Consider the following 25,809-nt stretch of genomic DNA (forward strand, 5'->3'; position numbering starts at 1 on the left):
AAGCGGGCAGGATTGTGCCGGACGCAAAAAGGGCGCCCGAAGGCGCCCTTTCCGGCGGCTGGCGTGCTTACTTCTTCAGCGCATCGGCCAGCGTCTTGCTCAGTTCGCCATCAGCGGTATCGTTCGACAACTCCCAGAACATCACCCCGCCCAGCTTGTTCTTCTTCACGAACTCGACCTTTTCCTGCAACGCTTGCGGGTCGTCGTAGTTCCAGACCTCGTTGCCGTTGAGCTTCCAGACGGCACGGGTCTTGTCGTCACGGAACACCTTGCCCGGCGCGGTCTTGATCTGCGCGTACGGCTTGCTGCCCTGCTCGACCGGCCCCTTGGCGGGACCACTGCTCGGCTGGTACATGCCGTTGTTGTCGGTGCTCTTGACCAGCCAGCCGTAACCGTAGAACGGCACACCCAGCACCAGTTTCTGCGACGGCACTTTTTCGAGGTAATCCTTGACCGTGTAATCGATCGCGAACTGGTCCTTCTTGCCGCCGTACAGGTTGGCGTGCGGCTGGCTCTGGTTGGCCCAGCCGTTGCTGAAGTCGTAGGTCATGATGTTGATGAAATCGAGCGACGGATGGATCTTGTCCAGTTCCATCATCGCCGACTTGTCGCTGGCCGCCGGGCTGGCGATCGTCAGCAACAGGCCGGGCTTGACCGCATCGAGCTGCTTGCGGAACTCGGCAAGCAGGGCCGTGTAGTTCCTGGTGTCTTCCTTGCGGACGACGTTGCCCTTTTCACCCTCGGCCGCCGGGTACTCCCAGTCGATGTCGATCCCGTCGAACACGCCGGCCGCGAGCCCGTTGACCAGCTTGCCCTGCTTGTCCGGCACATTGCCCTTGATGTAGGCGTCGACGCAGGACTTGACGAAGGCTTCGCGGTTTTGCGGCAGCGCCGCATCCGAGAAGTACTTCGACCAGCTCCAGCCCCCCAGGCTGATCACGACCCTGAGGTTCGGATTGGCCTTCTTCAGCTGCTTGAGCTGGTTCCAGTGTCCGAAGAGTCCCTTGTCACCCAGATCATCCTTGCCGTCGAGGGTGTGCGCCTTCGGCACCGGTTCCCAGTAGTCGTCCGCCGCTGCACCCACGCCCTTGGCTTCGACGCCGACGACGCACTTGTTGTCCTTGACGTTGCCGAAGGCGTAGTTGATGACCGTCAGACGCTTGGCTGCGCCCGAGGTCTCGATGTCCTTCACCCAGTAATTGCTGTTGTGTTTCGCCCAGGCCGGGAAGTAGCCGACCACTTGCGGCGTTTTCGGTGCGGGCGCGCCCGTCACGGCGACGGCTGCAGCCGGTTTGGCCGCAGCGGCACCGCCGCCATCACCCTTCTGTACCAGCTTGATGTTGTCGAAATAGATGTCCTTGCCTGCGCCGGCCGAGCTGGTCCATTGCTCGAGCGCCAGATGGAAGTCGAAGCGCCCCTTGAAGTCGAGGTCGTAGTGCTCCCACTTGCCGGTATCCTTGATCCGGTCCGGGAAGCCCGAGTTGGCCGTACCGGCCAGCCACTGGTCCCGCCCCGGGAACTCGGCGGTCACGCCGATGACGCCGCCGCAATTGCCCCCGCAGGTGCCAAGATAGTCGAACGAAAGGACGTACTTGCCTTCGGGAAACTGCTGCCTGGTGAAGATGTCGCCGCCGTATACCGGCTTGTCGAAACGCGCGACCTTGTTGCCGAGCTTGAGCGGATCGTCGATCAGCGTGACGTTCATCGGCACGGTGCCGTCGCCGCGCTGGCCGACCCACTTGGCCAGATCGCCCTCGAAGTTTTCCTCGAACACCACGCTGTCTGCGTGGGCAAACGCCGCTGCGAGCAAGAGCGGCAATACCAGACGTTTCATTTCGACCCCCACCTTTGGTTTTTGTGAATGCGTGTACGGCGGCTTGCGCCGCCGCGGATGGCGGAAACAGTGTAGCGTCGAAGGAGCCGACTACATATGATGCCGTATTGCGCTGACGCGCAAATGTCACAGACATCACGAACCGTCAGTTCGTGGCCGCCCGGCGAGCCTTTTCGGCGTCACGGCGCTCGCGAAAGAACGCGCGCAGCTGCGCTGCAGCTTCGTCGGCCAGCAGCCCACCGACGACCTCGGTCTGGTGGTTGAGGCGCCGATCCGGAAACGGGTTGATGACGCTGCCGGCAGCGCCGGTCTTGGGGTCGGTGGCGGCATAGACGATGCGCGCGAGCCGGGCATGCAGCATGGCGCCGGCGCACATCAGGCACGGCTCCAGCGTTACATAAAGCGTGGCGCCGGGCAGCCGGTAGTTGCCGAGCCGGCTTGCCGCATCGCGCAGCGCCAGCATTTCGGCGTGCGCACTCGGGTCGTGCAACGTGATCGGCTGGTTGCAGCCCCGGCCGACGATCTCGCCGTCGATCACGACGACGGCGCCAACCGGCACCTCACCCAAAGCATAGGCGCGCCCGGCTTCGGCCAGCGCCTCGCGCATGAAGCCGGCATCGGCATCGGTCCAGGCCGGTGCCGGAGAGTCGGCAACATCGTTCATGCGGACTGGACCAGTCCGAGCAGCTCGGCTGCATGGCGCCGCGTGGTTTCGGTGATTTCCACGCCGCCAAGCATGCGGGCGATTTCCTCGATGCGCTCGTCACTCGAGAGCGGGCGGACCGCACTGACGATGCCGGCCGGCGTACTGGCCTTGCTGACCTGCAGGTGCTGATGCCCGCAGGCAGCGACTTGCGGCAGGTGGGTAATGCACAGCACCTGGCGGTTGGCGCCCAGGTCGGCCAGAAGGCGGCCGACAATCTCGGCGACACGGCCGCCGATGCCGACGTCGACCTCGTCGAATACGAAGGTCGAAATGCCACCCTGCGTCGCCGCAATCACCTGCAGCGCCAGACTGATCCGCGACAACTCGCCGCCGGAGACGATTTTGGCCATTGCCCGTGCCGGCGCACCGCCGTGGCCGACGAGGAACTCGATGCTCTCCGCGCCATGCGCGGTGAGCTTGTCGAGCGGCGTCAGCGCGATTTCGAAACGGCTGTCGGCCAGGGCCAGTGGCCGCATTTCCCGGGTCACGGCCTCGGCCAGCTTCGGCGCGGCCCCCTTGCGTCTGGCGCTCAGTTTTGCCGCCAGGGCATGCGCCGATTTTTCCGCCCTGGCCACATCGGCTTCGAGCCGCGCCAGGCCGTCACGGCCGCCCAGGGTATCCAGCCGGTCCTGCCACTCGGCCAGCAAACCGGCCAGCTGCTCGGGCTCGCAACGGTATTTGCGTGCGGTACGCCAGATCGCGTCCATGCGGCTTTCGACGTCCGATAGCCGCTGCGGGTCAAGTTCAAGGCCGTCGGCATAACGGCGCAGCGTGTTCACGGCCTCGGTCAACTGCGCATCGGTCGACGCCAGCAACTCGCGCGCCTCGGTCAGCCCGTCGTCGTAGCCGGCCAGTTCGTCGACCCGGTGCTGCGCACCGCCGAGCCAGCCCTGACAGTTTTCGTCGCCATCGGCGAGTGCAAGCAAGGCCGCCTGCACGCCGTCGATCAGGCTGGCGGCATGGTGCAAGCGCTTGTGTTCCGACTGCAACGCAGCCCATTCGTCATCGCCCAGCGACAACGCGGCGACCTCGTCGATCTGCCATTGCAAACGCTCTCGCTCCGCCTCGAACGTTGCGGCGTTGCGGTGCGCCGCGTCGAGCTCGTCGGCCAGCCTGCGCCAGCCGCGCCATGCGTCGGCCAGCTCGACCGCCAGCGCTTCGGCGCCAGCATAGGCATCGAGCACCTGACGCTGCACCTCGGCACGCAGCAGCCGCTGATGGGCATGCTGGCCATGGATGTCGACGAGCAGTTCGCCCACTGCCTTGATCTGTGCCAGCGTTGCCGGACTGCCGTTGATGAAGGCGCGGTTCTTGCCGTGAATGTCGATGGTCCGCCGCAACACCAGTCGCGCAGGGTCGGCGTCGACCAGATCGGATTCGACCAGCCAGGCGCTGGCGGCCGGCACGTCGCCCAGCTCGAACTCGGCGGCCAGTTCGGCGCGCTCGCAGCCGTGCCGGATGATGCCGCTTTCGGCCCGGTCCCCCAGCAGCAGGCCGAGCGCGTCGAGCACGATCGACTTGCCGGCGCCGGTCTCACCGGTAAGCACGGTCAGGCCGGCGGCAAAATCGAGTGCGAGCTCGTCGACGATGACGAAGTTCTTGAGCCTGAGCGAAAGCAGCATGCGTTCGGGACGTCCTGGATCGTTCGGAGAAAAGGATTATTGCAGCTTGTGGCCCCAGTGCAGCTTGGCCCGGAGCATGTCGTAGTAGTTGTACCCGACCGGGTGCAGGATGCGCAGCGTGTTGCGGTAGCGGCGGATGCGCACACGGTCGTGCTCCTTGAGCTCGAAGTCCGACTGGTTGTCGAAGTACACCCGCGCGTCGTTGGCGCGGGTCAGCAGGAATTCGACTTCGGCGTCGTCGCTGACGACGATCGGCCGGTTCGACAGCGATTGTGGGCAGATCGGCACCAGCGTCACCGCCGGCAGGCTCGGGTGAAGGATCGGGCCGCCCGACGCCAGCGCATAGGCGGTCGAACCCGTCGGCGTACTGACGATCAGTCCGTCCGAGCGTTGGCTGTAGACGAACTGACGATCGATGATGATCTCGAACTCGATCATCGAGCCGGTCGAGCCGCGACTGAACACCACGTCGTTGAACGCCAGCGACGGGCCGAACTCCTCGTCGCCACGACAGATCGTCGTTTCGAGCAGGATGCGCTCCTCGGGCACGAAGGCGCCGGCAAGCATGTCGCCGATCACTTTCTCCATTTCACCGAGCGGCACGTCGGTCATGAATCCCAAACGCCCCTGGTTGACGCCGATCAGCGGGATCCGGTACGGCGCAACAAGGCGCGCAACACCGAGCATCGTGCCGTCGCCGCCCATCACGATCACCAGATCCGCCAGCCGGCCGATCATCTCGCGTGCAACGGTCGGATGATCGGCGATGCCGTGTTCGGCAGCGGCCTCTTCATCGATCAGCACGCTGGCGCCGCGAGCGGCCAGCATCGCGGCCAGCCGCGTCATCGGTTCGGCAATCGTCGGGGTGTTGCGGCGACCGACCAGCGCCACAGTCTTGAACAGGGTAGTCATGGCTTTTCCATCTGGGTGGCCGGATGCAGGACGTCGGCCACCACGCATGCCCGGAATTAAACCATAGCCATCCCGGGCACGCACACGGCAACGGCGTTAGAATCGGGACATGCTCAGCGAACGCGCCCAACACCTGCTTACCACGCTCGTCGAACGGTACATAGCCGACGGCCAACCGGTCGGTTCGAAGACGCTATCCCAGGCCAGCGGTCTGGTCGTCAGCCCGGCGACGATCCGCAACGTCATGGCCGAACTCGAAGACCTCGGCTTCATCGCCAGCCCGCACACCTCGGCCGGCCGGATTCCGACGGCACGCGGCTACCGTTTTTTCGTCGATTCGCTGATGGTGATGCAGTCGCTGGACCGACTCGAACGAAGCGCCACACCCGACGTCGGCGGACTGCCCAAGGGCAACGCACAGCGCTCGATCGCGGCCGCGTCGCAACTGGTGTCGCAGCTGACCCACTTTGCCGGTGTCGTCATGCTGCCCAAGCGACAGGAAGCCATCCTGACGCACATCGAATTCCTGCAGCTCGGCGACAACCGTGTGCTCCTGATCCTCGTCACCGCCGACGGTGACGTGCAGAACCGCATCCTGACAACGCAGACCGCCTACACCCCGGTCCAGCTGACCGAAGCGGCCAACTTCCTCAACGCCCATTGCGCCGGCAAGACCTTCGGTCATTTGCGCAATGTGGTCGAGGCCGAAGTGCACGCACTGAAGGGCGAGCTGGTCACGCTGATCAATGCCGCCGCACAGGACGTCATGAGCACGCCCGGCAACGAGGCCGTACTGATTTCCGGCGAGCGCAACCTGCTCGACAGCGACGATCTTGCATCCAACATGGGCCGGCTGCGCCAGCTGTTCGAGCTGTTCGACCGCAAAACGGCGTTGCTGCAACTGCTCGACGTCGGCAATCGCGCCGATGGCGTACAGATCTACATCGGCGGCGAATCCGGCCTCGAACCGCTGGGCGATTGTTCGGTCATTACCGCACCGTACCGCACCAACGGCGAGATCGTCGGCACGCTCGGCGTGATCGGCCCGACCCGGATGGCATACGAGCGCGTCATCCCGATCGTCAACGTCACCGCAAAACTGCTGTCCAGCGCCCTGTCACAGTAAACCCGAATCCCCTAGCCCGCCCCGGCTCCGCCGGTTGAGGACCCCATGCGCATCACCCTGCTCAGCACCCTGCTCTCCCTTGCACTGACGGCACCGGCCTTTGCCGACGAAGCCCTGATTGCCCGGCCGGACGTCAAGCAGTACCTCGACGAAGTCGCCGCCAGCGAAAACCTGCCGCGCGACAAGCTCGATACGCTGTTCACCAGCGTCCAGCTCAAGCCGAACATCCTCGCCATCCTCGACCGGCCGTCCACCAGCCGGCCGTGGTACCAGTTCCGCGGAAACTTCGTGAACCCCGCGCGGATCAAGGCAGGTGCGAAGTTCTGGCGCGCCAATGCAGACACGCTGGCGGCCGTATCGGCGCGCTACGGGGTGCCGGCCGAAGTGATCGTGGCCATTCTCGGCGCCGAAACCAACTACGGCAGCAATACCGGCAGCTTCCGCGTCATCGATGCGCTGTCGACCGTCGCCTTCGACTACCCGCGCCGTGCCGATTTCTTCAGGAAGGAACTGACGCAGTTCCTGTTGCTGGCGCGTGAAGAAGGCGAAGACCCGCTGTCGTTCAAGGGCTCGTATGCCGGGGCCATGGGCTGGCCGCAGTTCATGCCGTCGAGCTTCCGCCAGTACGCCGTCGACTGGAACGGCGACCATCATCGCGACATCTGGAACAACGCCGACGACGCGATCGCCAGCGTCGGCAACTACCTTGCCGCGCACGGCTGGGAAAAGGGTGGCCCGACAATGGACGTCGTCAACGTCGACAGCGACCAGATCGAGGCACTGCTGGCCGACAAGTTCAACCTGCACTACACCGTGGCCGAGATGATGGCCAAGGGCATCACGCCGCTCAATGAAGTCGATCCGCAGCGGCAGGCGGTGCTGTTCGCGCTCGACACCGAACCCGATTTCACCCGCTACTACCTCGGCTATACCAACTTCTACGTGATCACGCGTTACAACAAGAGCACGCTGTACGCGAGCGCGGTGCTCGAACTGGCCGAGGGCATCAGGTCCGCCTACCAGAGCGGCGACGATGCCGCGGTCACACCGAAGAAAGCAGCCCCGGCCAGGAGCGGTGGCAGCTGGGGCAAACCCAAGCACTAAACACGCACCCAAACAAAACGGCCCGTCACGGGCCGTTTTGTTTTGAAGCCGCACCCGGATGCCTAGATGCGGTACTGCGCGGTTTCCCGCTGCATGGTCGCAGCCAGTTCGCCGAGTTGCTTGGCCGAGCTGTTGGTCTGCTCCGCGATGGCACTGTTCTCTTCGGTCATCTGGGCAATCCGTTCGACCTGCTGGGCAATGTTCGAACTCGCCAGCGACTGCTCGCGCAGCGCCGCCGAGATGTCGTTGACCATCTGCACCGTCTGCTCGGCCTTGCTGCCGATCTGCCCGATCACGTCGCGCGCCGCATCGGCCTGTGCAACACCGGACTTGACCAGATTCACGGCCTGATTCATCCCCGCCACCGAACGCTGGGCGCGTTCGCCCACGGTTTCGATGATCTGCGAGATTTCGGCCGTCGAGTTTGCGGTCCGCTCGGCCAGCTTGCGCACTTCGTCGGCCACCACCGCGAAACCGCGGCCCTGCTCGCCGGCGCGTGCCGCCTCGATGGCCGCATTCAGCGCCAGCAGATTGGTCTGATCGGCCACGTCGCGAATCACGCCGATCACCGATGAAATCTGCTGGGTCTGCTGCTCAAGCTCGGACAGACGCGCTGCCGCTTCGCCCACGCCTTCGGCGATCTGGTTGATCTCGTCGACGGTACGACCGATGACGGTGCGCCCCTGTTGCACCAGCTGGCCCGATTCGCGCGCCAGATTGTGCGCCTCACCGGCGCGATCGGACACGTGACTGATGCTGACGGTCATCTGCTCGACCGACGACGCCATGCTCGCCGTCGCATCGCTCTGATAGTTGGCGCTCTTGGCCACCTGGCCCGAGGCATCGGACAACTCGCCCGCCGAGCCCGACACATCGCCCGCAGCACGCTGCAACTGCCCGAGGCTGCCTTGAACGCGGTCCATCAGCCGGTTGAATGCCGTGATCGCCTCGCCCACTTCGCCCTTGCCGTCGGTTTTGGCGCGCCGCTTGAAGTCGAGGTCCTGCTCGACACCACGAATCGCGTCGCGCATGCCGTTGAGCGGGTTCACGATGGCACGGTAGCTGATCAGCCCGAAGATGCCCGCACCAGCCAGACCGACCAGCAGGCAGAGGATCGACTGGAATACCGCGCTATTGAACGTTTCCGAAGCGAGTTTGACCTGTTTGCCGGACCACTCCTCGTTGTACTTGGCGTGGGCGTCGAGCGCGTCGGCGACCTGCTTCGACTCCTCATAGCTCTTGGTCAGCAGCGCGTTTGCCTCGTCACGCTGCGCCAGCCGCGACAGGTCCAGCGCCTTCTCCTGAATCTGCAGGTACTTCTGCATGGTCTCGCGATCGGCGGCCAGCAGCGCCACGTCGCGCTGGTCATTGACGTCGAGTACGTTTTTTTCGTAATCGCCGAACGCCCCGGTGATCTTTTCCTTGTAGCTGGCAATACGCTTTTCGAGTTCGCCCTGATCCTGGGTGCTCATCGAATTGAGGTGGCGAAACGTCGTCACGCGCATGCGCTGAAAGGAAACGTTTGCTTCGTTCAAATAGCGAAGACTCGGAATCACGTTCCGGTTGATTTCGTCGATATGGCCGTTAATCCGGTTCAACTGATAGATGCCCAGCCCGGAAATCAAGGCCAGCACTGCAGCGAAGGCGGCAATCAGCGCAATTAATCGTGTTTTCACTGTCATGGAATGCACTCGCAGAATTTAGCCGAAAAAAGAATTACGCAACATCCAGGCAAGTATTGTGTAATTATTTATCGCCAATGCCATTGCTAGTCGCATGATATTAGGAATCGGTGATGCAGGCAAAAAAAATGCCCTTGGGATACAAGGGCATTACACATTCCGGAATAGAACGATATTGAATCTTAATTCAACAAGCCGGAATTCCTACAGTCAATGCAAGCCCACCCAGGGATGTTTCCTTGTACTTGTTCTGCATGTCCATGCCGGTGCGGTACATGGTGTCGATCACCTGGTCGAGACTGATCTTGTGACGGCCATCCTCGATGATGGCCAGCTGTGCGCACTTGATCGCCTTCTCGGCCGCGACGCCATTGCGTTCGACGCAGGGAATCTGCACCAGACCACCGACCGGATCGCAGGTCAGACCAAGGTGGTGTTCCATGGCGATCTCGGCCGCATTCTCGACCTGCGCCAGATTGCCGCCGCTGACAGCGCAGTAACCTGCGGCCGCCATCGAGCACGCCACCCCGACCTCCCCCTGACAACCGACTTCGGCGCCGGAAATCGAGGCGTTCATTTTGTACAACATGCCGACCGCAGCTGCGGTGAGCAAAAAGTCGACGATGCCCTGATCGTTCGCCTGCGGGTGGAAGTTGCGGTAGTACTGCAGTACCGACGGAATGATGCCTGCGGCGCCGTTGGTCGGCGCGGTCACGATGCGGCCACCTGCCGCGTTCTCCTCCGAGACGGCAATCGCATACAGCATCGGCCAGAGCATCACGTCGGTCCGGCCTGCCAGCTGCAGCGAAACGATGCGGCGGAAAATCGCCGGTGCGCGACGTTTGACGCCGTAGCCGCCCGGCAGGTCCCCCTCGTGACGGCATCCGCTCTCGACACAACTCTTCATCACCGCGGCGATTTCCAGCAGTCCGGCGCGCACCGCCGCCTCGTCCTGCCAGGTCAGTTCGTTGGTCATGACGATCTGCGCAATCGTTTTGCCCTCCCGCTCGCAATGCGCCATCAGTTCCTGCGCATTGGCAAACGGGTACGGCGGCACGGCGCGCTCGCCCGCGGCCAGGCCGAACTCGGCATCGCTCACAATGAAGCCGCCACCGACCGAATAGTAGGTCTCGTCGGTGATGACCCTGCCTTCACCGTCCCGCGCCCGGCAGCGCATGCCGTTGGCGTGTTTGGGCAGGAATTCGTGCATGTGGAGCACGACATCGCGGCGACCGTGAAACGGCACGGGCTGCTCGCCACCGAGCAGCAGCGTCGCCCCGTCCTGCATCAGTGCCTGTGCGCGCGGCACGACCGTTGACGGGTCGACGGTTTTCGGGACCTTGCCCTCGAGACCGTTGAGGATCGCCTCGACAGTGCCGTGCCCCTTGCCGGTCAAGGCCAGCGAGCCGTACAGGTCGACCGTGACGTGCGCAATCCGTGCACGATCCGGGTGGGCCAGCAAGGCATCGGCGAAGCGCTTGGCCGCCACCATCGGGCCGACGGTATGCGAGCTGGAAGGCCCGATACCGATCTTGAACATATCGAAAACACTGAGCATGGATCGCTCCGCCCGGACGGGATCACCGTCCGGCTTGGGGACAAAAGCGGGTGGCGCGGGTGGCGTCACCCGGGACGGTCGGTCTCGTCAGAGGTAACTGCCGACGAAGTCGCCGGCAATGCCGACCAGCCCCATGACGAACACGAAACTGGCAAACGACGAGCGATAGATCATCAGTCGCGGCACGCGCTTCATCAGCATCACCGGCATCAGGTAGGCATAGATTGCGATGACCGGCGCCGACAGCGCGCCGATGATTTTCAGGATCGGCGGGTTGTAGACGGCAAGGAACCACAGGCCGACCATCATCAGCACGGTCACGACCAGATTGATGCGGCGTTTGTCGAGTTTCTCCTCGTCGGCCGGACGGCTCCAGGTCATCAGCCGGGTGATGATGCCGACCAGACCCTCGCGGGTACCGACGAAGTGGCCGAAATACGAGCTGGCAATCGCCAGGAAGGCGATCAGCGGAATCACGTACTTGAGGAAGGGCTGGTGCACCGCCAGCGACAGCACGGTCAGGATGTCGACGTTCTTCGCCTGCGCTTCGGCCAGCATGTCCGGTGTGGTCGTCAGCAGCATCGACAGCACGAAGAACATGACGAACACCAGCAGGATCAGCGAGGTCCACTTGATGATGCCGTCGGTGCGCCGGACGGCTTCCTCGACCGGATACTGCGCGCGGTACGACGCACCCAGCGTCGAGCACACCGGCGAGAAGTTCATCGCGAACACCAGTACCGGGAACAGCAGCAGCAGGTTCTTCATGATCTCGCCCCCGGTCGTCGGCGCAGTCACGACCGCACTGTTCCAGTACGGAATCATGTACAGCGACAGCACGGCCAGCAGGATGATGAGCGGAAAGGTGATGATCGACGTCACCCGCACCATGATCTTTTCGCCGGCGAGAATCACGCTGGTCAGGCCGACCAGCAGCAGGAAGGTCAAGACCGGGCGCGACACTTCACCGACCCCCATCTGGTTGGTCAGGAACGATGAAACGATATTGGTGATCCCGGTCGCGTAGCCGACGCAGATCGTGATGATCGACAGGAAGTACAGCACCGACACGGCAAAGCCGACATTGCGGCCGAGGTCGTGTTCGACGGCACCGACGATGTCGGTTGCCTTGCTGCACGACGCCACGACCCGGGTGATGCCGCGATGCGCGACATAGGTCACCGGAAAAATGATGGCGGTCAGGATCAGCGTCGGCCAGATGCCGCCGAGGCCGGCACGGATGGGCAGGAAAAGAATGCCGGCACCGACGGCGGTACCGAAGCAGGTCAGCACCCACTCCCAGTCTTTGCGATCGAGTTTCATACGACCCTCCTGAGGTCTGTCTTGTTATTGGCGCGTTCGAGGTACGAATGCGCCGGCGGCGACCTTTTTAAGGCCTGCAGGAGGATGTCGGTTGTGACTTAATTACGCAGCCCGGTCTTTCCCTTATGCGGTTTGCGTTAACTCAAAAGAAGAAAACGATATAAGACAAGCTGCTTGCCGCAGTCCGATCACAGACACAACCAACCGATCGGTTCATGCAACAGGCGACTCGTCATGCTGCTGAAGCGCCCACAAGCGGGCGTAGTGACCGTCGCGCGCAAGCAGTTCGGCGTGCCGCCCGCGCTCGACGATGCGGCCGCCTTCCATCACGGCGATTTCGTCGGCATCGGCAATCGTCGACAGCCGGTGGGCAATGATCAGCGTCGTCCGGTTGGTCGAGACCGCCTTGAGTTCGGCCTGGATGCCCTTTTCGGTTTTCGAGTCGAGCGCACTCGTTGCTTCGTCGAAAATCAGGATCGGCGGGTTCTTGAGAATGGTGCGCGCAATCGCCACACGCTGCTTCTCGCCGCCCGAAAGCTTGAGTCCGCGCTCGCCGACCATGGTGTCGAACCCCTCGGGCAGCTTTTCGATGAAGTCGTAGATGTGCGCCGCCCTCGCCGCTTCGATCACCTCTTCGCGGCTCGCACCGGTCCTGCCGTAGGCGATGTTGTAGTAGATCGTATCGTTGAACAGCACGGTGTCCTGCGGCACGATGCCGATGTGCGCACGCAGGCTTTCCTGCGTCATGTCGCGCAGATCGGTGCCATTGATCGTTATCTTGCCCTGCCAGACGTCATAGAAGCGGTACAGCAGCCGCGACAGCGTCGATTTGCCGGCGCCGCTGGCGCCGACCACCGCCAGCGTCCTGCCGGCCGGAATCTCGAAACCGACGTCGTGCAGGATCTGCCGGTTGCGCTCGTAGCCGAAATCGACCGACTCGAAGCGGATCACCGCGTTGCCGGTCTGCAGCGCAACCGCATCCGGCTTGTCGGCGATCTCGGTATTCTGCCGCAGCAGCGTGAACATCTTTTCCATGTCCGCCAGCGAATGCTTGATTTCGCGGTAGACGAAGCCGAGGAAGTTCAGCGGCGCGTACAGCTGCAGCAGGAAGGCGTTGACGAGCACCAGATCACCGAGCGTCATCCGCCCGTTGACGACGTCCCGTGCCGCCAGCCACACCAGTGCCGTCACCCCGACGGCGATGATCACGGCCTGCCCGGCATTCAACAGCGACAGCGAGACCTGGTTCTTGACCGATGCGCCCTCCCACTTCTCCAGGCTGCGGTCGTAACGCGCGGCCTCCCAGCGTTCGTTGTTGAAGTACTTGACCGTCTCGTAGTTCAGCAGCGCATCGATCGCGCGGGTATTGGCCTTCGAATCGAGGTCGTTCATCTGCCGGCGGAACGCCATGCGCCATTCGGTGACGCCGAGGGTGAAGCCGATGTAGATGACGATGGTGCCGAAGGTGATCGCGGCGAAGTACCAGTCGTACTTCTTCAGCAGGATGATCGCCACCAGCGCGATTTCGACCAGCGTCGGCAGGATGTTGAACAGCATGAAGTTGAGCAGGAAGGCGATGCCCTTGGTGCCGCGGTCGATGTCGCGACTCATCCCGCCCGTCTGCCTCTCCAGATGGAAGCGCAGGCTGAGTGCGCTCAGATGCTCGAACACCTGCAGCGCCACACGACGGATCGAGCCCTGCGTCACCTTGGCAAACACCGCGTCGCGCAATTCGCCGAATACCGACGAGCACATCCGCAGGGCGCCGTAGGCCAGTACCAGCGCAATCGGCATCACCACGATGCTCTTGCTGCCGTCGAGCGAATCGACGATGCCCTTGAGGACCAGCGGCACCGCGACGTTGGCAAACTTGGCGGCGATCAGCAGCCCGAGTGCCAGCACGACGCGGTTCTTGTAGCGCCAGAGATAGGGAAACAGGGTACGCAGCGTTTGCCAGTCGTTGCGCGGAGCGGATTCGGGAGCGGCCATGATGGTTCTTATCGACAGACGACAAGGTCAGATGCGGCCGGCACCGCGCAATTGCAAGTCCGCTACTCAGTGCAGGGTGCGGGGGATGGAGAGCACGAATTCGGGAATGTCGACGTGAAATTCCTCGCCGTCGACGGTACGCATCAGGTAGCTGCCCCGCATGGTGCCGACCGGCGTTTCCAGCGTTGTGCCACTCATGTATTCGAATGACTGACCGGGTTCGAGCACCGGCTGCTCGCCCACCACGCCCAGTCCGCGCACCTCCTGGATGCGGTCGCCCATGTCGCGAATGACCCAGTGGCGGGAAATCAGCTGTGCAACCACGTCACCATGGTTGGTGATACGGATGTGATAGGAGAAGACGAAACGCCCCTCCTCCTCGTCCGACTGCTCGGCAACGAAACTGGCGCGAGGCACCACATCGATCCTGAACTTGGGATTATCGCCCATGCACGTTTCCCCATTGATGGAGGACAATCTTAACAGGCTGTCCTGGTCGTGGCAGGGTCAGCAAACGGTACAATCTAGCCATTCGTCCTGGAGTTCGCCCATGAGCCAGTTCCGCATTGCCCCGAGCATCCTGTCCGCCGACTTCGCCCGCCTCGGCGAAGAGATCAGCAACGTCATCGCAGCGGGTGCCGGCCTGATCCATTTCGACGTGATGGACAACCACTACGTTCCCAACCTGACGATCGGGCCGCTGGTTTGCGAAGCCATCAAGCCGTATGCCACGGTGCCGATCGACGTGCACCTGATGGTCAAACCGGTCGACCGGATCATCCCCGACTTCGCCAAGGCCGGCGCCAACATCATCACCTTCCACCCGGAAGCATCGGACCACATCGACCGATCGCTGTCGCTGATTCGCGACCACGGCTGTCAGGCCGGGCTGGTGTTCAATCCGGCCACGTCGCTCGACCATCTCGACTACGTGCTCGACAAGGTCGACATGGTGCTGCTGATGTCGGTGAACCCGGGCTTCGGCGGCCAGTTCTTCATTCCCGCGATGCTCGACAAGGCCCGGGCCGCACGCGCCAAGCTCGACGCCTACAAGGAAAAAACCGGCCGTCACATCCATCTCGAGATCGATGGCGGCGTGAAGGTCGACAACATCGGTGCGATCGCCGCGGCGGGCGTCGATACCTTTGTCGCCGGCTCGGCCGTCTTCGGCCATCCGGACTACAAGGCGGTGATCGATGCGATGCACGCCGAAATTGCCAAGGCACTCGCATGACGATCCGCGCACTCGCCTTTGACCTCGACGGCACACTTGTCGATTCGATCGCCGACCTTGCCCGCGCCGCGAACGCAGCGCGGGCGGACCTCGGCCTGCCGCCGCTGGCGGAAGGCACGGTAGAGAGCTACGTTGGCGACGGGGCGCAAAGCCTGGTTGCCCGGACGCTTGCCGACGATCACGACGCGACCTGGCGCAACGCACCCGAGCAGCAGGAAGCCATGCAGCGCTTCGACCTTCATTACAAGGCCGGGCTGACGATTGCAACGCGCTTCTACCCGCAAGTGCAGGAAACGCTGCATGCACTGCACGAGCTCGGACTGCCGCTGGCCATCGTCACCAACAAGCCTGAACGCTATACGTTGCCGCTGCTGCGCGAGCTGGGGGTTTCGGAACGGTTCGAGCTCGTCGTCGGTGGCGACACCTTGCCCGAACGCAAGCCGTCGGCCCTGCCCCTGCAGCACGTTCTCGAACGGCTCGGGGTTGCCAGCGACGAGCTGCTGATGGTCGGCGACTCGAAGAACGACATCCTCGCCGCCCGCGCGGCCGGCTGCCCGGTAGTGGCGGTCGAGTACGGCTACGGCAGTGATGTCCGGTCGCTCGGCGCCGATCACGTGATCGGCCGGTTTTCGGAGTTGCTCGAATTCGTCGAAGCCTGATTCGCGACTTCGCAACAAAAAAACGGGCCAAAGGCCCGTTTTTCATTTCCGCCGGTAGGTCACGAAGGCGAAATCGATGCCCTTGGCGCTCTGACGGGTTTCGCGCACCACCTCCTGCCATTCACCATCGCCCAGCACCGGGAAGGTCGCATCACCAGCTGGGGACAGCGCAACCTCGGTCAGATAGAGGACGTCGGCCAGCGGCAGCGCCTGGCGATAGATCTCGCCACCACCGATGACGAAGACCCTGTCGTTGCCGGCATAGGCTGCCAGTGCTGCCTGGATGCTGGAAAACGCCTCGGCGCCGTCGGCCTGCCAGCCGGCATTGCGCGTGACCACCAGATGCCGGCGACCGGGCAGCAGCCCGGGTAGCGATTCGAAGGTCTTGCGCCCCATCAGCATGGGCGCCCCCATGGTCAGTGCCTTGAAGTGTTTGAGGTCTTCCGGCAGGTGCCAGGGCAGTTTGTTGTCGATGCCGATGACGCGGTTCTGTGCCAGCGCGGCGATGATCGCAAGCTCCATCAGACTGCCACCGGTGCCTTGATCGCCGGGTGGGACTGGTAGTTTTCGAGCACGAAGTCCTCGTATTCGAACGCAAAGATGTCCTTCCGGTCCGGATTCAGCTTCATCGTCGGCAACGGCAAGGGTTCGCGGCCGAGCTGGGTCTGCACCTGCTCGAGATGGTTCAGGTAGATATGACAGTCGCCACCGGTCCAGACGAAGTCACCCGGCTCGAGGTCGCAAGCCTGCGCCATCATCATCACCAGCAGCGAGTACGAGGCAATATTGAACGGCACACCGAGGAAGAGGTCGGCACTGCGCTGGTACAGCTGGCACGAGAGCTTGCCGTCGGCGACATAGAACTGGAAAAACGCGTGGCACGGCGGCAGCGCCATGTTCTCGATCTCGCCGACATTCCATGCTGAAACGATGATGCGACGCGAATCCGGATTGGTCTTCAGTGTTTTGACCACCTCCGCAATCTGGTCGATGTGCCGGCCATCTGCCGTCGGCCAGCTGCGCCACTGGTAGCCGTAGATCGGCCCGAGTTCGCCGTCGTCACGCGCCCACTCGTTCCAGATCGACACGCCACGCTCTTTCAGCCAGTTGTTGTTGGTTTCACCGCGGAGGAACCACAACAGCTCGTAGATGATCGACTTCAGATGGGCTTTCTTGGTCGTCACCAGCGGAAACCCCTGCGAGAGGTCGAAACGCATCTGGTGGCCGAAGACCGACAGCGTGCCGGTACCGGTCCGGTCATCCTTGCGCGTGCCGTGATCGACGACATGCTGCAGCAGGTCGAGGTATTGCCTCATGTTCTTGCTCCGTCCGGGTGCCATGCACGCCGGTTAAATCGCGTCAGATGCCGATTTTACCGTCCGGATCGAGCAACGTCTCGGTCGATTTGCCACCCCGGTGGTGCAATCCATCGGTATCAGGCTGGGGCAGCGAGACGGTGAACGTCGTGCCATGCCCGAGCAGACTGTCGCAACGGACGCCGCCCCCCATTTCCTCGGCCAGCCGCTTGACGATCGACAAGCCGAGTCCGGTCGTGTGTTCGCCACCGGTCGGCACGGCCGACAGCCGCCCGAACTTGCGGAACAGCTTGTCCATTTCGTGCGGCGCAATCCCCGGCCCCCGGTCGTGCACGCCGATCTCGACCATGCCCAGCGACAGGGCCGCTGCAATCTCGATCCGGCTGCGATGGGGCGCGTACTTGGACGCATTCGAAATCAGGTTGTCGAGCACCTGCCAGAGCGCCTGGCGGTCTGCCTGCACGATCAGCCCGTGCGGCTGCCACTGGCAGTGCTGCTGCTTTTCTTCCAGCCGGCCTTCCCAGCTCGCCAGCAACTCCGCGAGCAGCTCATCCAGCGAAATCGGCTCCAGCGTCAGCCGGTACTGCCCGGACTCGAGCGTGTTGATGTCGAGCAGATTGCCGAGTATCCGCTGGATACGGTGGGCAAGCTGGCTGATCCCGGCCAGCCGGTCCCGCACCCGCTCCTTGGGCCAGACATCGAACTTGCTGCCGATCAGGCTGGCCATGCCGCCGATACTGGCTACCGGGTTCTTCAAGTCATGCGCCGCAATGGTCAGCAGTTCGTTCTTTTCCTCATTCAGACGAGAGAGCTCGGCGTTGGCCGATTCCAGCTGGGCATTGCGCAGCGCCAGCTCTTCGGTACGCGTCGCGACCTGGTCTTCCAGGTGCTGTCTGTGATGGGCAATCGTCATTGCCATCGTGTCGAAGTTGCGCGCCAGCTCGCCCAGCTCGTCGGTGCGGTCCGTATCGAGCGGATGCGTGTGCCGCCCCTGCGCCAGCGACTGGATCGCGGCCTTGAGCCGCCCCAGCGGACGCGCCACGTCAACCTTCAGCACCCAGGCCATCAGGCCCAGCTCGATCAGCAGCGCAATCAGCCCGAGCAGAAGCACCATGCTGGCCGCCAGCGCGGCCTTCTCCTGAAGCAAGCGCTTCGGGTAAACCGTGACGAACAACCAGTCCGCCCCGCGGATCTGTGCCATGCCCAGCCAGGACTTTCCGTCCGGGCTCTCGACAAAGAGCTGCTTCGGTGTCGCGCTGGTCACGGCGGCATACATATCGCGTAGCGCCGGATCGTCGGCATCGCGCAGATTGTAGTGCCCGCGCATCGCCTCGATCTGCGACATGCGGTCCGGATGGGCGATCAGCTCGCCCTGGCGCGTGACGATGAAATTGGTCGTCCCGGGAATGCCGACACTGTTGGTTCGGGCAATCAACTGGTCGAGCAGTACGTCCTGTCCCGCGCTGCCGATGTAGCGACCGAGGTAGTCGATCGGCGTCACGACCGACACCATCCACTGCATCGCCTGCTTGTCGAAATAGATGCCGGTCCAGAAGGTCTTGCGCTCCGGGTTGCGCGCCGGCGTCGCACCGACCTCGGTTTCCAGATCGAATTCGAAATCGGCAACCGAACCATTGCGGGCATAGTTCAGGTCCGGCAGGAACATCAGGCTGCCGTCCGACACGTTCAGATCGATGAAGGTATCGTAATAGCGGTTGCGGAATGCCGGCCCGTACTGCCCGAGCAGTTCGTAACCGAGCATGACCTGGCGCATGAACTCCGGTGTCAGCTCGACACGGGGCAGCAGCGCAACCGTCGCCCGGTATTCGAAGTCGTCGCGCTCGACCCGGACGCGCCACATGCCGTCCTTGTCCTGCTTCATCAGCGCATGGAAATCGGCGGACACATCCACGCCCTGCATTTGCGCGTAGCGGCGGATGAATTCGTTGCGCAACAGGGTGGTGTTGGTTTCGGCCTGGAGGAAGGGCTCGCTTTCGAGCTGGCTGCGCGCCTTGATGTACTTCTCGAGGTTGCCCAGCGCCTCTTCCTGCAGCCGTGTATAGCTGTAGTAGTAACTGACGGCCGAAATCGCCAGCGACACGACCGTGATCCGGAACGCCATGTTCCGGAGTACGCGCCTGAAAAGACTGCTGTTTGAGGTCCGCTTCATGCGCGCAGCATATCCAATTGGAAAGCCGCACGCAAAACAGAAATCAGCTCTGTATCAGCTTGGTCGCTCGGTTTCCAGCGCCTGATAGCGGACTTCGAGAATCTCGATTTCCTCGATCCCGCCCGGCAACCGCAGCGGCACGGAATCGCCTTCGCGTGCGCGCAACAATGCCCGTGCAACCGGCGCTGTCCAGCTGACGTAATGACGTTTCAGATCCGTCTCGTCGACACCGACGATCGAAACCGTTTCCTCGTTGCCGTCCTCGCGCAAATAGGTCACGGTCGCACCGAAAAACACCTGGTCGGTGGCCTCGCGCGCCTCGGGATCGACCACTTCGGCGTTTTCGAGCCGCTTGGTCAGAAAACGGATGCGCCGGTCGGTCTCGCGCAGCTTCTTCTTGCCGTAGATGTAGTCACCGTTCTCGGACCGATCACCGTTGCTCGCCGCCCAATTGATGACCTGGGTCAGCTCGGGACGATGTTTGGTGACCAGGTCGTGCAGCTCGGTCTTCATGCGGCGCCAGCCGCCCGGCGTCATGTAGTTCTTGCTGCCGGCCGGCACCTTCAGCTCGGCAGGCAGCTCGTCGTCGTCGCGATCGTCTTCCCTGGTGAACGCCTTGCTCATGCGACCGTCCGCTTATTCCTTGGCTTCACCGTTGAGCTTCAGACCCGCCCACTTCATCACGGCCAAGACCTCGGTTTCGGACAGCTCGTAGAACTGTCCACGCTTGAGGCGCCCCGGCAAGGTCAGTGCGCCGAAGCGGACGCGCATCAGTCGCGACACGGTCAGATCGAAGTGCTCGAACATCCGGCGGACCTCGCGATTGCGCCCTTCCTTGAGCACGACGCGATACCAGTGGTTCATCCCTTCGCCGCCTTGTGCCTCGATATGGGTGAACCTGGCCGGACCGTCATCGAGCTCGATGCCTTTGCGCAACTGCGCAATCTGATCGTCGGTCAGCTCGCCGAGCACCCGAACCGCGTATTCGCGCTCCATTTCGAAGCGCGGATGTGTCATCCGGTTGGCAAGATCACCCGAGGTCGTGAAGATCAGCAACCCGCTGGTGTTGAAGTCGAGACGACCGACGGCGACCCACTTGCTCGACGACAGGCGCGGCAGACGATCGAACACGGTGACGCGCCCTTGCGGGTCGTCACGGGTGACGAGTTCGCCTTCCTGCTTGTGGTACAGCACCACGCGAGCGAGGCGGTCCTGCCAGCGCATCGTCACCCGCTTGCCGTCAACCCGCACGTCGTCGCCCTGTTTCACCCGCGACCCGAGTTCGGCGATCTTGCCGTTGACGCTGACGCGACCGGCGGCAATCAGCTCTTCCATATCGCGGCGCGAGCCGACACCGCTGTACGCCAGTGCTTTTTGCAGGCGCTCCTCCCCGACCTGGGCCGAGGTCAGCCGTTTGGCGCGCAGCTGCTTCTGCACCGCGACCTCATGCTGCGATCCGGCGCGCTGCTTCATGCGCTTGGCCTTGGTCACGACATCCCGGCCGCCACGTGGTGCTTCAGCTTCGGCACTGCGACGCTCGGCACCGGCTGTTGCCGAACGCGCCTGACCGAACGCCTGCCCCGGCGTTACCCCCCGTGGCTTGCGGCCGCTGACGAACTCGTCGCCGGTGCGCGGCGCAGCATCCTTGTTGCGGCTTGCAAGCCCGGCACGCTGCTGGCCGGCCGCCTTCTGTTCGCGAATCGCCGGCTGAGGGCGACGGGCACGGGTGGTTTTCATGGTGATCTGTAATCCGGGAATAACAGGCGATTATATCGCGGACAGCCCAAGCCCATCACACTTGCGTCCAAAACAAACAGGGCCGCTTGCAAAGCGGCCCTGCGGCTTCAGGCGATCGTGGCTCAGGCCTCGGTAAAGAACGCAATGCTGCCAAGGCTGGTCAGCCCCAGATTGAAATGCTGGGATTTGAAACGCTCGGTGTCCCGCAGCTCGGCCTTGCGGAGGATCTCGAACAGCAGCTCAACCTCCTTGAACATTTTCAGGACGCGGGTATCGCCGTTGAGCCGTGTTTCGATGGACGCCTTGTCGGCATGCTCGCTGGCCACGACGATGTGCCCCGCCTCACCGCCGACGAACTGCACGGCCGGCGGAATCCGCACACCGATCGCGTCGAGGTGTGCGGTGATCTCGTCACCCAAGTTCTTCAGTTCGGAGGTCGCCTTGTTGCGGACATCGGTCAGACGGAACGTTTCCGCATTCGGATCGATTCCGAGAAACCGTGCGATGCCCTCATCGATATCCCACTGGTCGTTCTCTGCCTGCCCATTCTGTACGGCTTCCACGTTGTTGCTCCTCGTTGCGTTCGCTACTGGATATGTTTTTAGCTTAGTCGGGCGAACGATTCATTTTGGCCTGGTTGTGAATTTGAACTTTAGTTCGTCAATCAGAGCATTGCCTTGAGCTCGAACAAAAGCTGTAGTGCGGCGCGCGGGCTCAAGTCATCGGGATCGATCCCTGCGATTTTTTCGACGAGCGGATGATCTTCGGGTTCCGCCACCGGCTCAACCGGCACACTGAACAGGTCCCCTTGCTGCGCATGACCCGGACTGGACTGCTCAAGTTCCGCCAGCTTGCGCTTGGCCTGACGAATGACTTCGCGCGGCACGCCGGCGAGCTGTGCCACGGCCACGCCATAACTTTGCGACGCCGGCCCTTCCTGTACCGCATGCAGGAAGACGATGCGGTCCTTGTGCTCGACCGCATCAAGATGGACGTTGGCGACCATTGCGTAGTCCTGCGCCAGCCTTGTGAGCTCGAAGTAGTGCGTGGCAAACAGGGTATACGCGCGACTCTTCTCGATCAGTTGCCGGGCAATCGCCCACGCCAGCGCCAGCCCGTCGAAAGTCGACGTTCCGCGCCCCACTTCGTCCATCAGCACCAGACTGTGCTCGCTGGCGTTGTTGAGGATGTTCGCGGTTTCGGTCATTTCAACCATGAAGGTCGAGCGGCCGCCAGCCAGGTCGTCCGAAGCGCCGATCCGGGTGAAGATGCGGTCGACACGACCGATCACTGCGCTCGTTGCCGGGACGTAGCTGCCGACATGCGCCAGCAGCACGATCAGCGCCACCTGGCGCATGTAGGTCGATTTACCGCCCATGTTCGGTCCGGTGATCAGCAGCAGCTTGCGCATCGCGCCAAACGTCACCCCGTTCGGGATGAAGTCGTCGATCTGCGCTTCGACCACCGGATGACGACCGGCATCAATGTCGATGCGGACGTCGTCGACAAACTCGGGGGCCACATAGCCGCGGGTCTGTGCATGACCGGCGAGGCAGGCCAGCACATCCACCGTCGCAACGGCCTGCGCAGCGAGACGCAGGCTGGCCAGTTGCGGCTGCAGACTGTCGAGCAGCGCATCGAACAGCTGTTTCTCCAGCGCCAGCGCCCGGTCCTGCGCTGACAGCGCCTTTTCCTCGAACGCTTTCAGTTCCGGCGTGATGTAGCGCTCGGCGTTCTTCATCGTCTGCCGGCGCCGGTATTCCGGCGGCACCTTGTCGACGTTGGCATTGCCGATTTCGATGAAGAAACCGGCGACGCGGTTGTATTCGACCCGCAAGGTCGGAATGCCGGTCCGCTCGCGTTCGAGCAATTCCATTCTTTGCAGGTATTCGCCGCAGTTGGCCTGGATGCCGCGGAGCTCGTCGAGCTCGGCCGAATAGCCGTCGGCGATCACCCCGCCCTCCCGCAGCACCACGGACGGTTCCGGCTGGACCGCACCGGCAAGCAGGGCATGGATTTCGGCATCGGGCAGCAGTGCCTGCGACAGCCCGGCAAAGAACGCGGTCTGCGGCAATGCGTCGCGCAATGCCGGCAGCAAGGCAAGGCTGTCACGCAGACTGGACAAATCGCGCGGGCGGGCGCTGCGCAGTGCAATCCGCGCGGCAATCCGTTCGATGTCGGCAACGCCGCTCAGTGTTTCCTGCAAGGGTGCGCTGGCACCGGTGTCCAGCAGCGCACTGATCGCCGCCTGCCGCTCGAGAATCGCCGCGTGCTGACGCAAGGGGTGATGCAGCCAGTGCCGCAGCGTCCGCGACCCCATGCTGGTTGCACACTGGTCAAGCAGCGAGAACAGCGTCGGTGCCGCCTCGCCGCGTATGGTTTCGGTCAGTTCGAGATTGCGTCGTGTCGCCGGATCGAGCTCGATGTACTGACTGGCATGTTCGACGCGCAATCCGGCCAGCGCCGGCAGGACGCCGCCTTGTGTCGTCCGCACGTACTCGAGCAACGCACCGGCCCCTCCGATTGCCAGCATGTCGTCAGCCACGCCGAAACCGGCCAGATCGTGCGTTGCAAAGTGGCGCGTCAGCGCGCGAATCGCGCTGTCGCGATCGAACTGCCAAGGCGGCATTTGCCGTACCGGTACACCGAGCGTGTCGAACAGCGCCAGCCCGGTGTCGCTCGAGATAACGACTTCGGCCGGCCGCAGTCGCTCGAGTTCGGTCGGCAGGCGCTCGACGTCGGTATCCATCAGCGCGAAATCGCCGGATGCCAGCGACAACCAGGCCAGCCCCAGCCGGCCTTTCAGCGCGACAACCCCCAGTAGCCGGTTTTCCTGCTTGTCATCGAGCAGGGCCGCATCGGTCAGTGTTCCCGGCGTCACCACCCGCACGACCTTGCGTTCGAGCGGCCCCTTGGTCGTCGCCGGATCACCGAACTGCTCGCAGATCGCCACCGACTCGCCCAGTCTGACCAGCCTGGCCAGGTAACCCTCGCAGGCGTGATACGGAATCCCGGCCATCTTGATCGGCTGGCCGGCGCTCTGGCCACGGGTCGTCAGGGTAATGTCGAGCAGCTTCGACGCCTTGACCGCATCGTCGTAGAACAGCTCGTAAAAGTCGCCCATCCGGTAGAAAACCAGCTTGTCCGGATGGTCGGCCTTGAGCCGAAGGTACTGCGCCATCATCGGCGTATGATTCAACTCTTTGTTTTTAATGGCGCTTTTTTCCAACGTCTGATACCTGTCCGAAACTCGTGTGCTTTGGTCCGTGATTTTACCTTGAGGATGAACGTTCGCACGGCAGAAAGTCGCTGCAGCGGCAGGCAAGCTTGCGTATCGTTGAACGCATGCCGGACCGCCCGTGGACCGTGCACTCTTCGACGTTTGCCCGCCCCGCTTATGTGCGTCAACTTTCTGCCCACGCCACCGACCATCCTGCCTCAGCGTTTCGCCACCCCCGACCCGTTCGGTGAATGGCAGGACGAGGTCTGGCAGGACTATTCCGCCCCGATCATCATCCAGGGCGACGACGGTCAACGTCAGGCACTGCTGGCGAACTACGGCATGATTCCCAGACGCAAGATTCCGGCCGGCGCCGCGCATTTCAGCACCATGAACGCCAGGACGGAGACGGTCGACCGCAAACGCTCCTACCGGACAGCCTGGCTGAAGGGCTATCGCTGCCTGATTCCGATGACGGCATTCTTCGAGCCGTGCTACGAGAGCGGCCGGGCCGAGCGGATGCGGATCGGCATGGCCGACGGCGAACCGTTTGCCGTTGCCGGCATCTGGCGCCCCTGGAAGGAAGACAACGGCAGCCATTCGTTCAGCTTCTCGCAGCTGACGATCAACGCCGACCACCATCCGCTGATGAATCGGATGCACCGGCCCGGTGACGAGAAACGCTCGCTGGTCATCGTTCCGGCGTGCGACTACGACGAATGGCTGAACTGCGCCGACCCGGCCGAAGCCCGCCGCTACCTACGCGATTTTCCGGCCGAACGGATGCGGGCCACGGGCAATCCGCCCCGCCAGGCGTCGCTGCTCGGGTGAGAAACACCATCAAGCGATGCCCGGGCATCACGCTTTGCGGCAAAATGCGGCCCTCGCGCCACTAACGACCCCTCCCGCACGTCGACATGGACAGCCACAACCGCCGTCGCCTCAAGCAGCTCAAGAAGCAGTTGCAGGCCATTGCAACGCCGATCAAGGCACCGCCCCCGTCCGCCCCCGACGACCACACGCTGTTCATGCAAGCCGTGCGCGGCAGCACCCCGTTGCAACACGCTCCGCGCCACCCGCATCCTGCAGCACCACCCAGCCCGTGGCCGAAACAGCAACCGGCCGAGCTCGCCTCGGGCACCGAAGCAATGAGCGATTACTGGCCGTGGGACGAGCTGGCTGCGGGTGAAGAACTGCTCTACCTGCGCCCCGGTCAGAAGCTCGACACGCTCAAGAAGCTCCGTCGCGGTCACTGGCTGACCCAGGCCGAACTCGACCTGCACGGTTTTGACAGCGAGGCCGCCCGACAGCAGGTTGCCGAATTTCTGCATGCGGCACAGCAGACGCACCGGCGCTGCGTGCGCATCATCCACGGCAAGGGCTTGAGCTCGAAAAACGGCGAGCCGGTGCTGAAGCACAAACTGCGCAACTGGCTGGTCCAGCGCGATGAAGTGCTTGCCTTCAGTCAGGCGCGACCCGCCGACGGTGGCAGTGGCGCGGTACTGGTGCTGCTGAAAACACGGCGCCACCACTGAACTTCACGCTCGCTTAACTGGTGGCGCCTAGTGTTTTCGATTATGTTACGCCCCTGCCAGACCGTGACAGGCTCACGACAAC

General features: G+C 63.1%; 22 protein-coding genes. 6 read left to right on the forward strand and 16 right to left on the reverse strand.

Going from position 1 to position 25,809, the window contains the following annotated elements; translation table 11 throughout:
- Positions 1-67: 67 nt before the first annotated feature.
- The 4 genes from IE097_RS07470 to IE097_RS07485 all read right to left on the reverse strand — a co-directional run bounded on the left by IE097_RS07470 (position 68) and on the right by IE097_RS07485 (position 5,074).
- Positions 68-1,834 carry a glycoside hydrolase family 18 protein gene (locus tag IE097_RS07470; RefSeq protein ID WP_189459534.1) on the reverse strand — a complete coding sequence of 589 codons (1,767 nt, stop codon included), beginning with the start codon at positions 1,832-1,834 and terminating at the stop codon, positions 68-70.
- Between the two features lie 145 nt (positions 1,835-1,979).
- Positions 1,980-2,498, reverse strand: coding sequence for a tRNA adenosine(34) deaminase TadA (gene tadA, locus IE097_RS07475; protein WP_189459535.1), 519 nt, complete (start codon positions 2,496-2,498; stop codon positions 1,980-1,982).
- Entirely contained in the window at positions 2,495-4,162 is a 1,668-nt protein-coding gene (gene recN / locus IE097_RS07480) for a DNA repair protein RecN (protein ID WP_189459536.1), read from the reverse strand. The genes tadA and recN overlap by 4 nt, the downstream gene beginning before the upstream one ends.
- 36 nt (positions 4,163-4,198) lie before the next feature.
- The gene (locus tag IE097_RS07485) at positions 4,199-5,074 is read right to left on the reverse strand and encodes an NAD kinase (RefSeq protein WP_189459537.1); all 876 of its coding nucleotides are present in this window, start codon (positions 5,072-5,074) and stop codon (positions 4,199-4,201) included.
- Positions 5,075-5,183: 109 nt separating this feature from the next.
- On the opposite strand from IE097_RS07485, the gene hrcA reads away from it, so the two are divergent.
- Both hrcA and mltB read left to right on the forward strand, forming a co-directional pair.
- On the forward strand, positions 5,184-6,200 hold the full coding sequence (gene hrcA / locus IE097_RS07490; protein WP_189459538.1) for a heat-inducible transcriptional repressor HrcA: 1,017 nt from the start codon (positions 5,184-5,186) through the stop codon (positions 6,198-6,200).
- Positions 6,201-6,245: 45 nt separating this feature from the next.
- Positions 6,246-7,304 carry a lytic murein transglycosylase B gene (gene mltB / locus IE097_RS07495; RefSeq protein WP_189459539.1) on the forward strand — a complete coding sequence of 353 codons (1,059 nt, stop codon included), beginning with the start codon at positions 6,246-6,248 and terminating at the stop codon, positions 7,302-7,304.
- 62 nt (positions 7,305-7,366) lie between these two features.
- On the opposite strand, the gene IE097_RS07500 is transcribed toward mltB, so the two are convergent.
- From IE097_RS07500 to apaG, 5 genes are all read right to left on the reverse strand, one after another.
- Positions 7,367-8,986 (reverse strand): methyl-accepting chemotaxis protein, encoded by a 1,620-nt coding sequence (locus IE097_RS07500; RefSeq protein ID WP_189459540.1) that lies wholly within the window; start codon positions 8,984-8,986, stop codon positions 7,367-7,369.
- Between the two features lie 187 nt (positions 8,987-9,173).
- Positions 9,174-10,544, reverse strand: coding sequence for an L-serine ammonia-lyase (locus IE097_RS07505; RefSeq protein WP_189459541.1), 1,371 nt, complete (start codon positions 10,542-10,544; stop codon positions 9,174-9,176).
- Positions 10,545-10,631: 87 nt separating this feature from the next.
- Complete coding sequence (locus tag IE097_RS07510; RefSeq protein WP_189459543.1) at positions 10,632-11,867, reverse strand: amino acid permease; 1,236 nt, start codon at positions 11,865-11,867, stop codon at positions 10,632-10,634.
- 213 nt (positions 11,868-12,080) lie between these two features.
- Positions 12,081-13,856 carry an ABCB family ABC transporter ATP-binding protein/permease gene (locus IE097_RS07515; protein WP_189459545.1) on the reverse strand — a complete coding sequence of 592 codons (1,776 nt, stop codon included), beginning with the start codon at positions 13,854-13,856 and terminating at the stop codon, positions 12,081-12,083.
- Positions 13,857-13,922: 66 nt separating this feature from the next.
- Positions 13,923-14,306 (reverse strand): Co2+/Mg2+ efflux facilitator ApaG/CorD, encoded by a 384-nt coding sequence (gene apaG / locus IE097_RS07520; RefSeq protein WP_189459547.1) that lies wholly within the window; start codon positions 14,304-14,306, stop codon positions 13,923-13,925.
- A gap of 100 nt (positions 14,307-14,406) precedes the next feature.
- Between apaG and rpe the strand changes: the two genes are divergently transcribed.
- Complete coding sequence (rpe, locus tag IE097_RS07525) at positions 14,407-15,090, forward strand: ribulose-phosphate 3-epimerase (RefSeq protein ID WP_189459549.1); 684 nt, start codon at positions 14,407-14,409, stop codon at positions 15,088-15,090.
- On the forward strand, positions 15,087-15,749 hold the full coding sequence (locus IE097_RS07530) for a phosphoglycolate phosphatase (RefSeq protein WP_189459551.1): 663 nt from the start codon (positions 15,087-15,089) through the stop codon (positions 15,747-15,749). Before rpe ends, IE097_RS07530 begins: the two co-directional genes overlap by 4 nt.
- A 42-nt stretch (positions 15,750-15,791) precedes the next feature.
- Here IE097_RS07530 and IE097_RS07535 read toward each other — a convergent pair whose 3' ends face one another.
- The 7 genes from IE097_RS07535 to mutS form a co-directional block, all read right to left on the reverse strand.
- The gene (locus IE097_RS07535; protein WP_189459553.1) at positions 15,792-16,271 is read right to left on the reverse strand and encodes a dihydrofolate reductase; all 480 of its coding nucleotides are present in this window, start codon (positions 16,269-16,271) and stop codon (positions 15,792-15,794) included.
- Positions 16,271-17,065 carry a thymidylate synthase gene (locus IE097_RS07540; RefSeq protein WP_189459555.1) on the reverse strand — a complete coding sequence of 265 codons (795 nt, stop codon included), beginning with the start codon at positions 17,063-17,065 and terminating at the stop codon, positions 16,271-16,273. Before IE097_RS07540 ends, IE097_RS07535 begins: the two co-directional genes overlap by 1 nt.
- Positions 17,066-17,108: 43 nt before the next feature.
- Positions 17,109-19,187, reverse strand: coding sequence for a sensor histidine kinase (locus IE097_RS07545; protein ID WP_189459557.1), 2,079 nt, complete (start codon positions 19,185-19,187; stop codon positions 17,109-17,111).
- A gap of 102 nt (positions 19,188-19,289) precedes the next feature.
- Positions 19,290-19,859, reverse strand: a complete 570-nt coding sequence (gene greB, locus IE097_RS07550; protein WP_189459559.1) for a transcription elongation factor GreB — start codon at positions 19,857-19,859, stop codon at positions 19,290-19,292.
- A gap of 12 nt (positions 19,860-19,871) precedes the next feature.
- Complete coding sequence (rluB, locus tag IE097_RS07555) at positions 19,872-20,972, reverse strand: 23S rRNA pseudouridine(2605) synthase RluB (protein WP_189459561.1); 1,101 nt, start codon at positions 20,970-20,972, stop codon at positions 19,872-19,874.
- Positions 20,973-21,094: 122 nt separating this feature from the next.
- Positions 21,095-21,535: a hypothetical protein gene (locus IE097_RS07560; protein WP_189459564.1), complete on the reverse strand. Its 441-nt coding sequence runs from the start codon at positions 21,533-21,535 to the stop codon at positions 21,095-21,097.
- Positions 21,536-21,636: 101 nt separating this feature from the next.
- Positions 21,637-24,156: a DNA mismatch repair protein MutS gene (gene mutS / locus IE097_RS07565; protein WP_189459566.1), complete on the reverse strand. Its 2,520-nt coding sequence runs from the start codon at positions 24,154-24,156 to the stop codon at positions 21,637-21,639.
- A gap of 213 nt (positions 24,157-24,369) precedes the next feature.
- On the opposite strand from mutS, the gene IE097_RS07570 reads away from it, so the two are divergent.
- Together IE097_RS07570 and IE097_RS07575 are read left to right on the forward strand one after the other, a co-directional pair.
- Positions 24,370-25,023 carry an SOS response-associated peptidase gene (locus tag IE097_RS07570; protein WP_189459567.1) on the forward strand — a complete coding sequence of 218 codons (654 nt, stop codon included), beginning with the start codon at positions 24,370-24,372 and terminating at the stop codon, positions 25,021-25,023.
- Positions 25,024-25,109: 86 nt separating this feature from the next.
- Complete coding sequence (locus IE097_RS07575) at positions 25,110-25,727, forward strand: Smr/MutS family protein (protein WP_189459569.1); 618 nt, start codon at positions 25,110-25,112, stop codon at positions 25,725-25,727.
- Positions 25,728-25,809: the final 82 nt, after the last annotated feature.

Source organism: Jeongeupia chitinilytica (genome assembly GCF_014652315.1).
Lineage (GTDB): Bacteria > Pseudomonadota > Gammaproteobacteria > Burkholderiales > Chitinibacteraceae > Jeongeupia > Jeongeupia chitinilytica.

Bases quoted from the DNA above. Each gene is read 5' to 3' on its own strand.
- IE097_RS07470 (WP_189459534.1), bottom strand. From the start codon at position 1,834: ATGAAACGTCTGGTATTGCCGCTCTTGCTCGCAGCGGCGTTTGCCCAC.
- tadA (WP_189459535.1), bottom strand. From the start codon at position 2,498: ATGAACGATGTTGCCGACTCTCCGGCACCGGCCTGGACCGATGCCGAT.
- recN (WP_189459536.1), bottom strand. From the start codon at position 4,162: ATGCTGCTTTCGCTCAGGCTCAAGAACTTCGTCATCGTCGACGAGCTC.
- IE097_RS07485 (WP_189459537.1), bottom strand. From the start codon at position 5,074: ATGACTACCCTGTTCAAGACTGTGGCGCTGGTCGGTCGCCGCAACACC.
- hrcA (WP_189459538.1), top strand. From the start codon at position 5,184: ATGCTCAGCGAACGCGCCCAACACCTGCTTACCACGCTCGTCGAACGG.
- mltB (WP_189459539.1), top strand. From the start codon at position 6,246: ATGCGCATCACCCTGCTCAGCACCCTGCTCTCCCTTGCACTGACGGCA.
- IE097_RS07500 (WP_189459540.1), bottom strand. From the start codon at position 8,986: ATGACAGTGAAAACACGATTAATTGCGCTGATTGCCGCCTTCGCTGCA.
- IE097_RS07505 (WP_189459541.1), bottom strand. From the start codon at position 10,544: ATGCTCAGTGTTTTCGATATGTTCAAGATCGGTATCGGGCCTTCCAGC.
- IE097_RS07510 (WP_189459543.1), bottom strand. From the start codon at position 11,867: ATGAAACTCGATCGCAAAGACTGGGAGTGGGTGCTGACCTGCTTCGGT.
- IE097_RS07515 (WP_189459545.1), bottom strand. From the start codon at position 13,856: ATGGCCGCTCCCGAATCCGCTCCGCGCAACGACTGGCAAACGCTGCGT.
- apaG (WP_189459547.1), bottom strand. From the start codon at position 14,306: ATGGGCGATAATCCCAAGTTCAGGATCGATGTGGTGCCTCGCGCCAGT.
- rpe (WP_189459549.1), top strand. From the start codon at position 14,407: ATGAGCCAGTTCCGCATTGCCCCGAGCATCCTGTCCGCCGACTTCGCC.
- IE097_RS07530 (WP_189459551.1), top strand. From the start codon at position 15,087: ATGACGATCCGCGCACTCGCCTTTGACCTCGACGGCACACTTGTCGAT.
- IE097_RS07535 (WP_189459553.1), bottom strand. From the start codon at position 16,271: ATGGAGCTTGCGATCATCGCCGCGCTGGCACAGAACCGCGTCATCGGC.
- IE097_RS07540 (WP_189459555.1), bottom strand. From the start codon at position 17,065: ATGAGGCAATACCTCGACCTGCTGCAGCATGTCGTCGATCACGGCACG.
- IE097_RS07545 (WP_189459557.1), bottom strand. From the start codon at position 19,187: ATGGCGTTCCGGATCACGGTCGTGTCGCTGGCGATTTCGGCCGTCAGT.
- greB (WP_189459559.1), bottom strand. From the start codon at position 19,859: ATGAGCAAGGCGTTCACCAGGGAAGACGATCGCGACGACGACGAGCTG.
- rluB (WP_189459561.1), bottom strand. From the start codon at position 20,972: ATGAAAACCACCCGTGCCCGTCGCCCTCAGCCGGCGATTCGCGAACAG.
- mutS (WP_189459566.1), bottom strand. From the start codon at position 24,156: ATGATGGCGCAGTACCTTCGGCTCAAGGCCGACCATCCGGACAAGCTG.
- IE097_RS07570 (WP_189459567.1), top strand. From the start codon at position 24,370: ATGTGCGTCAACTTTCTGCCCACGCCACCGACCATCCTGCCTCAGCGT.
- IE097_RS07575 (WP_189459569.1), top strand. From the start codon at position 25,110: ATGGACAGCCACAACCGCCGTCGCCTCAAGCAGCTCAAGAAGCAGTTG.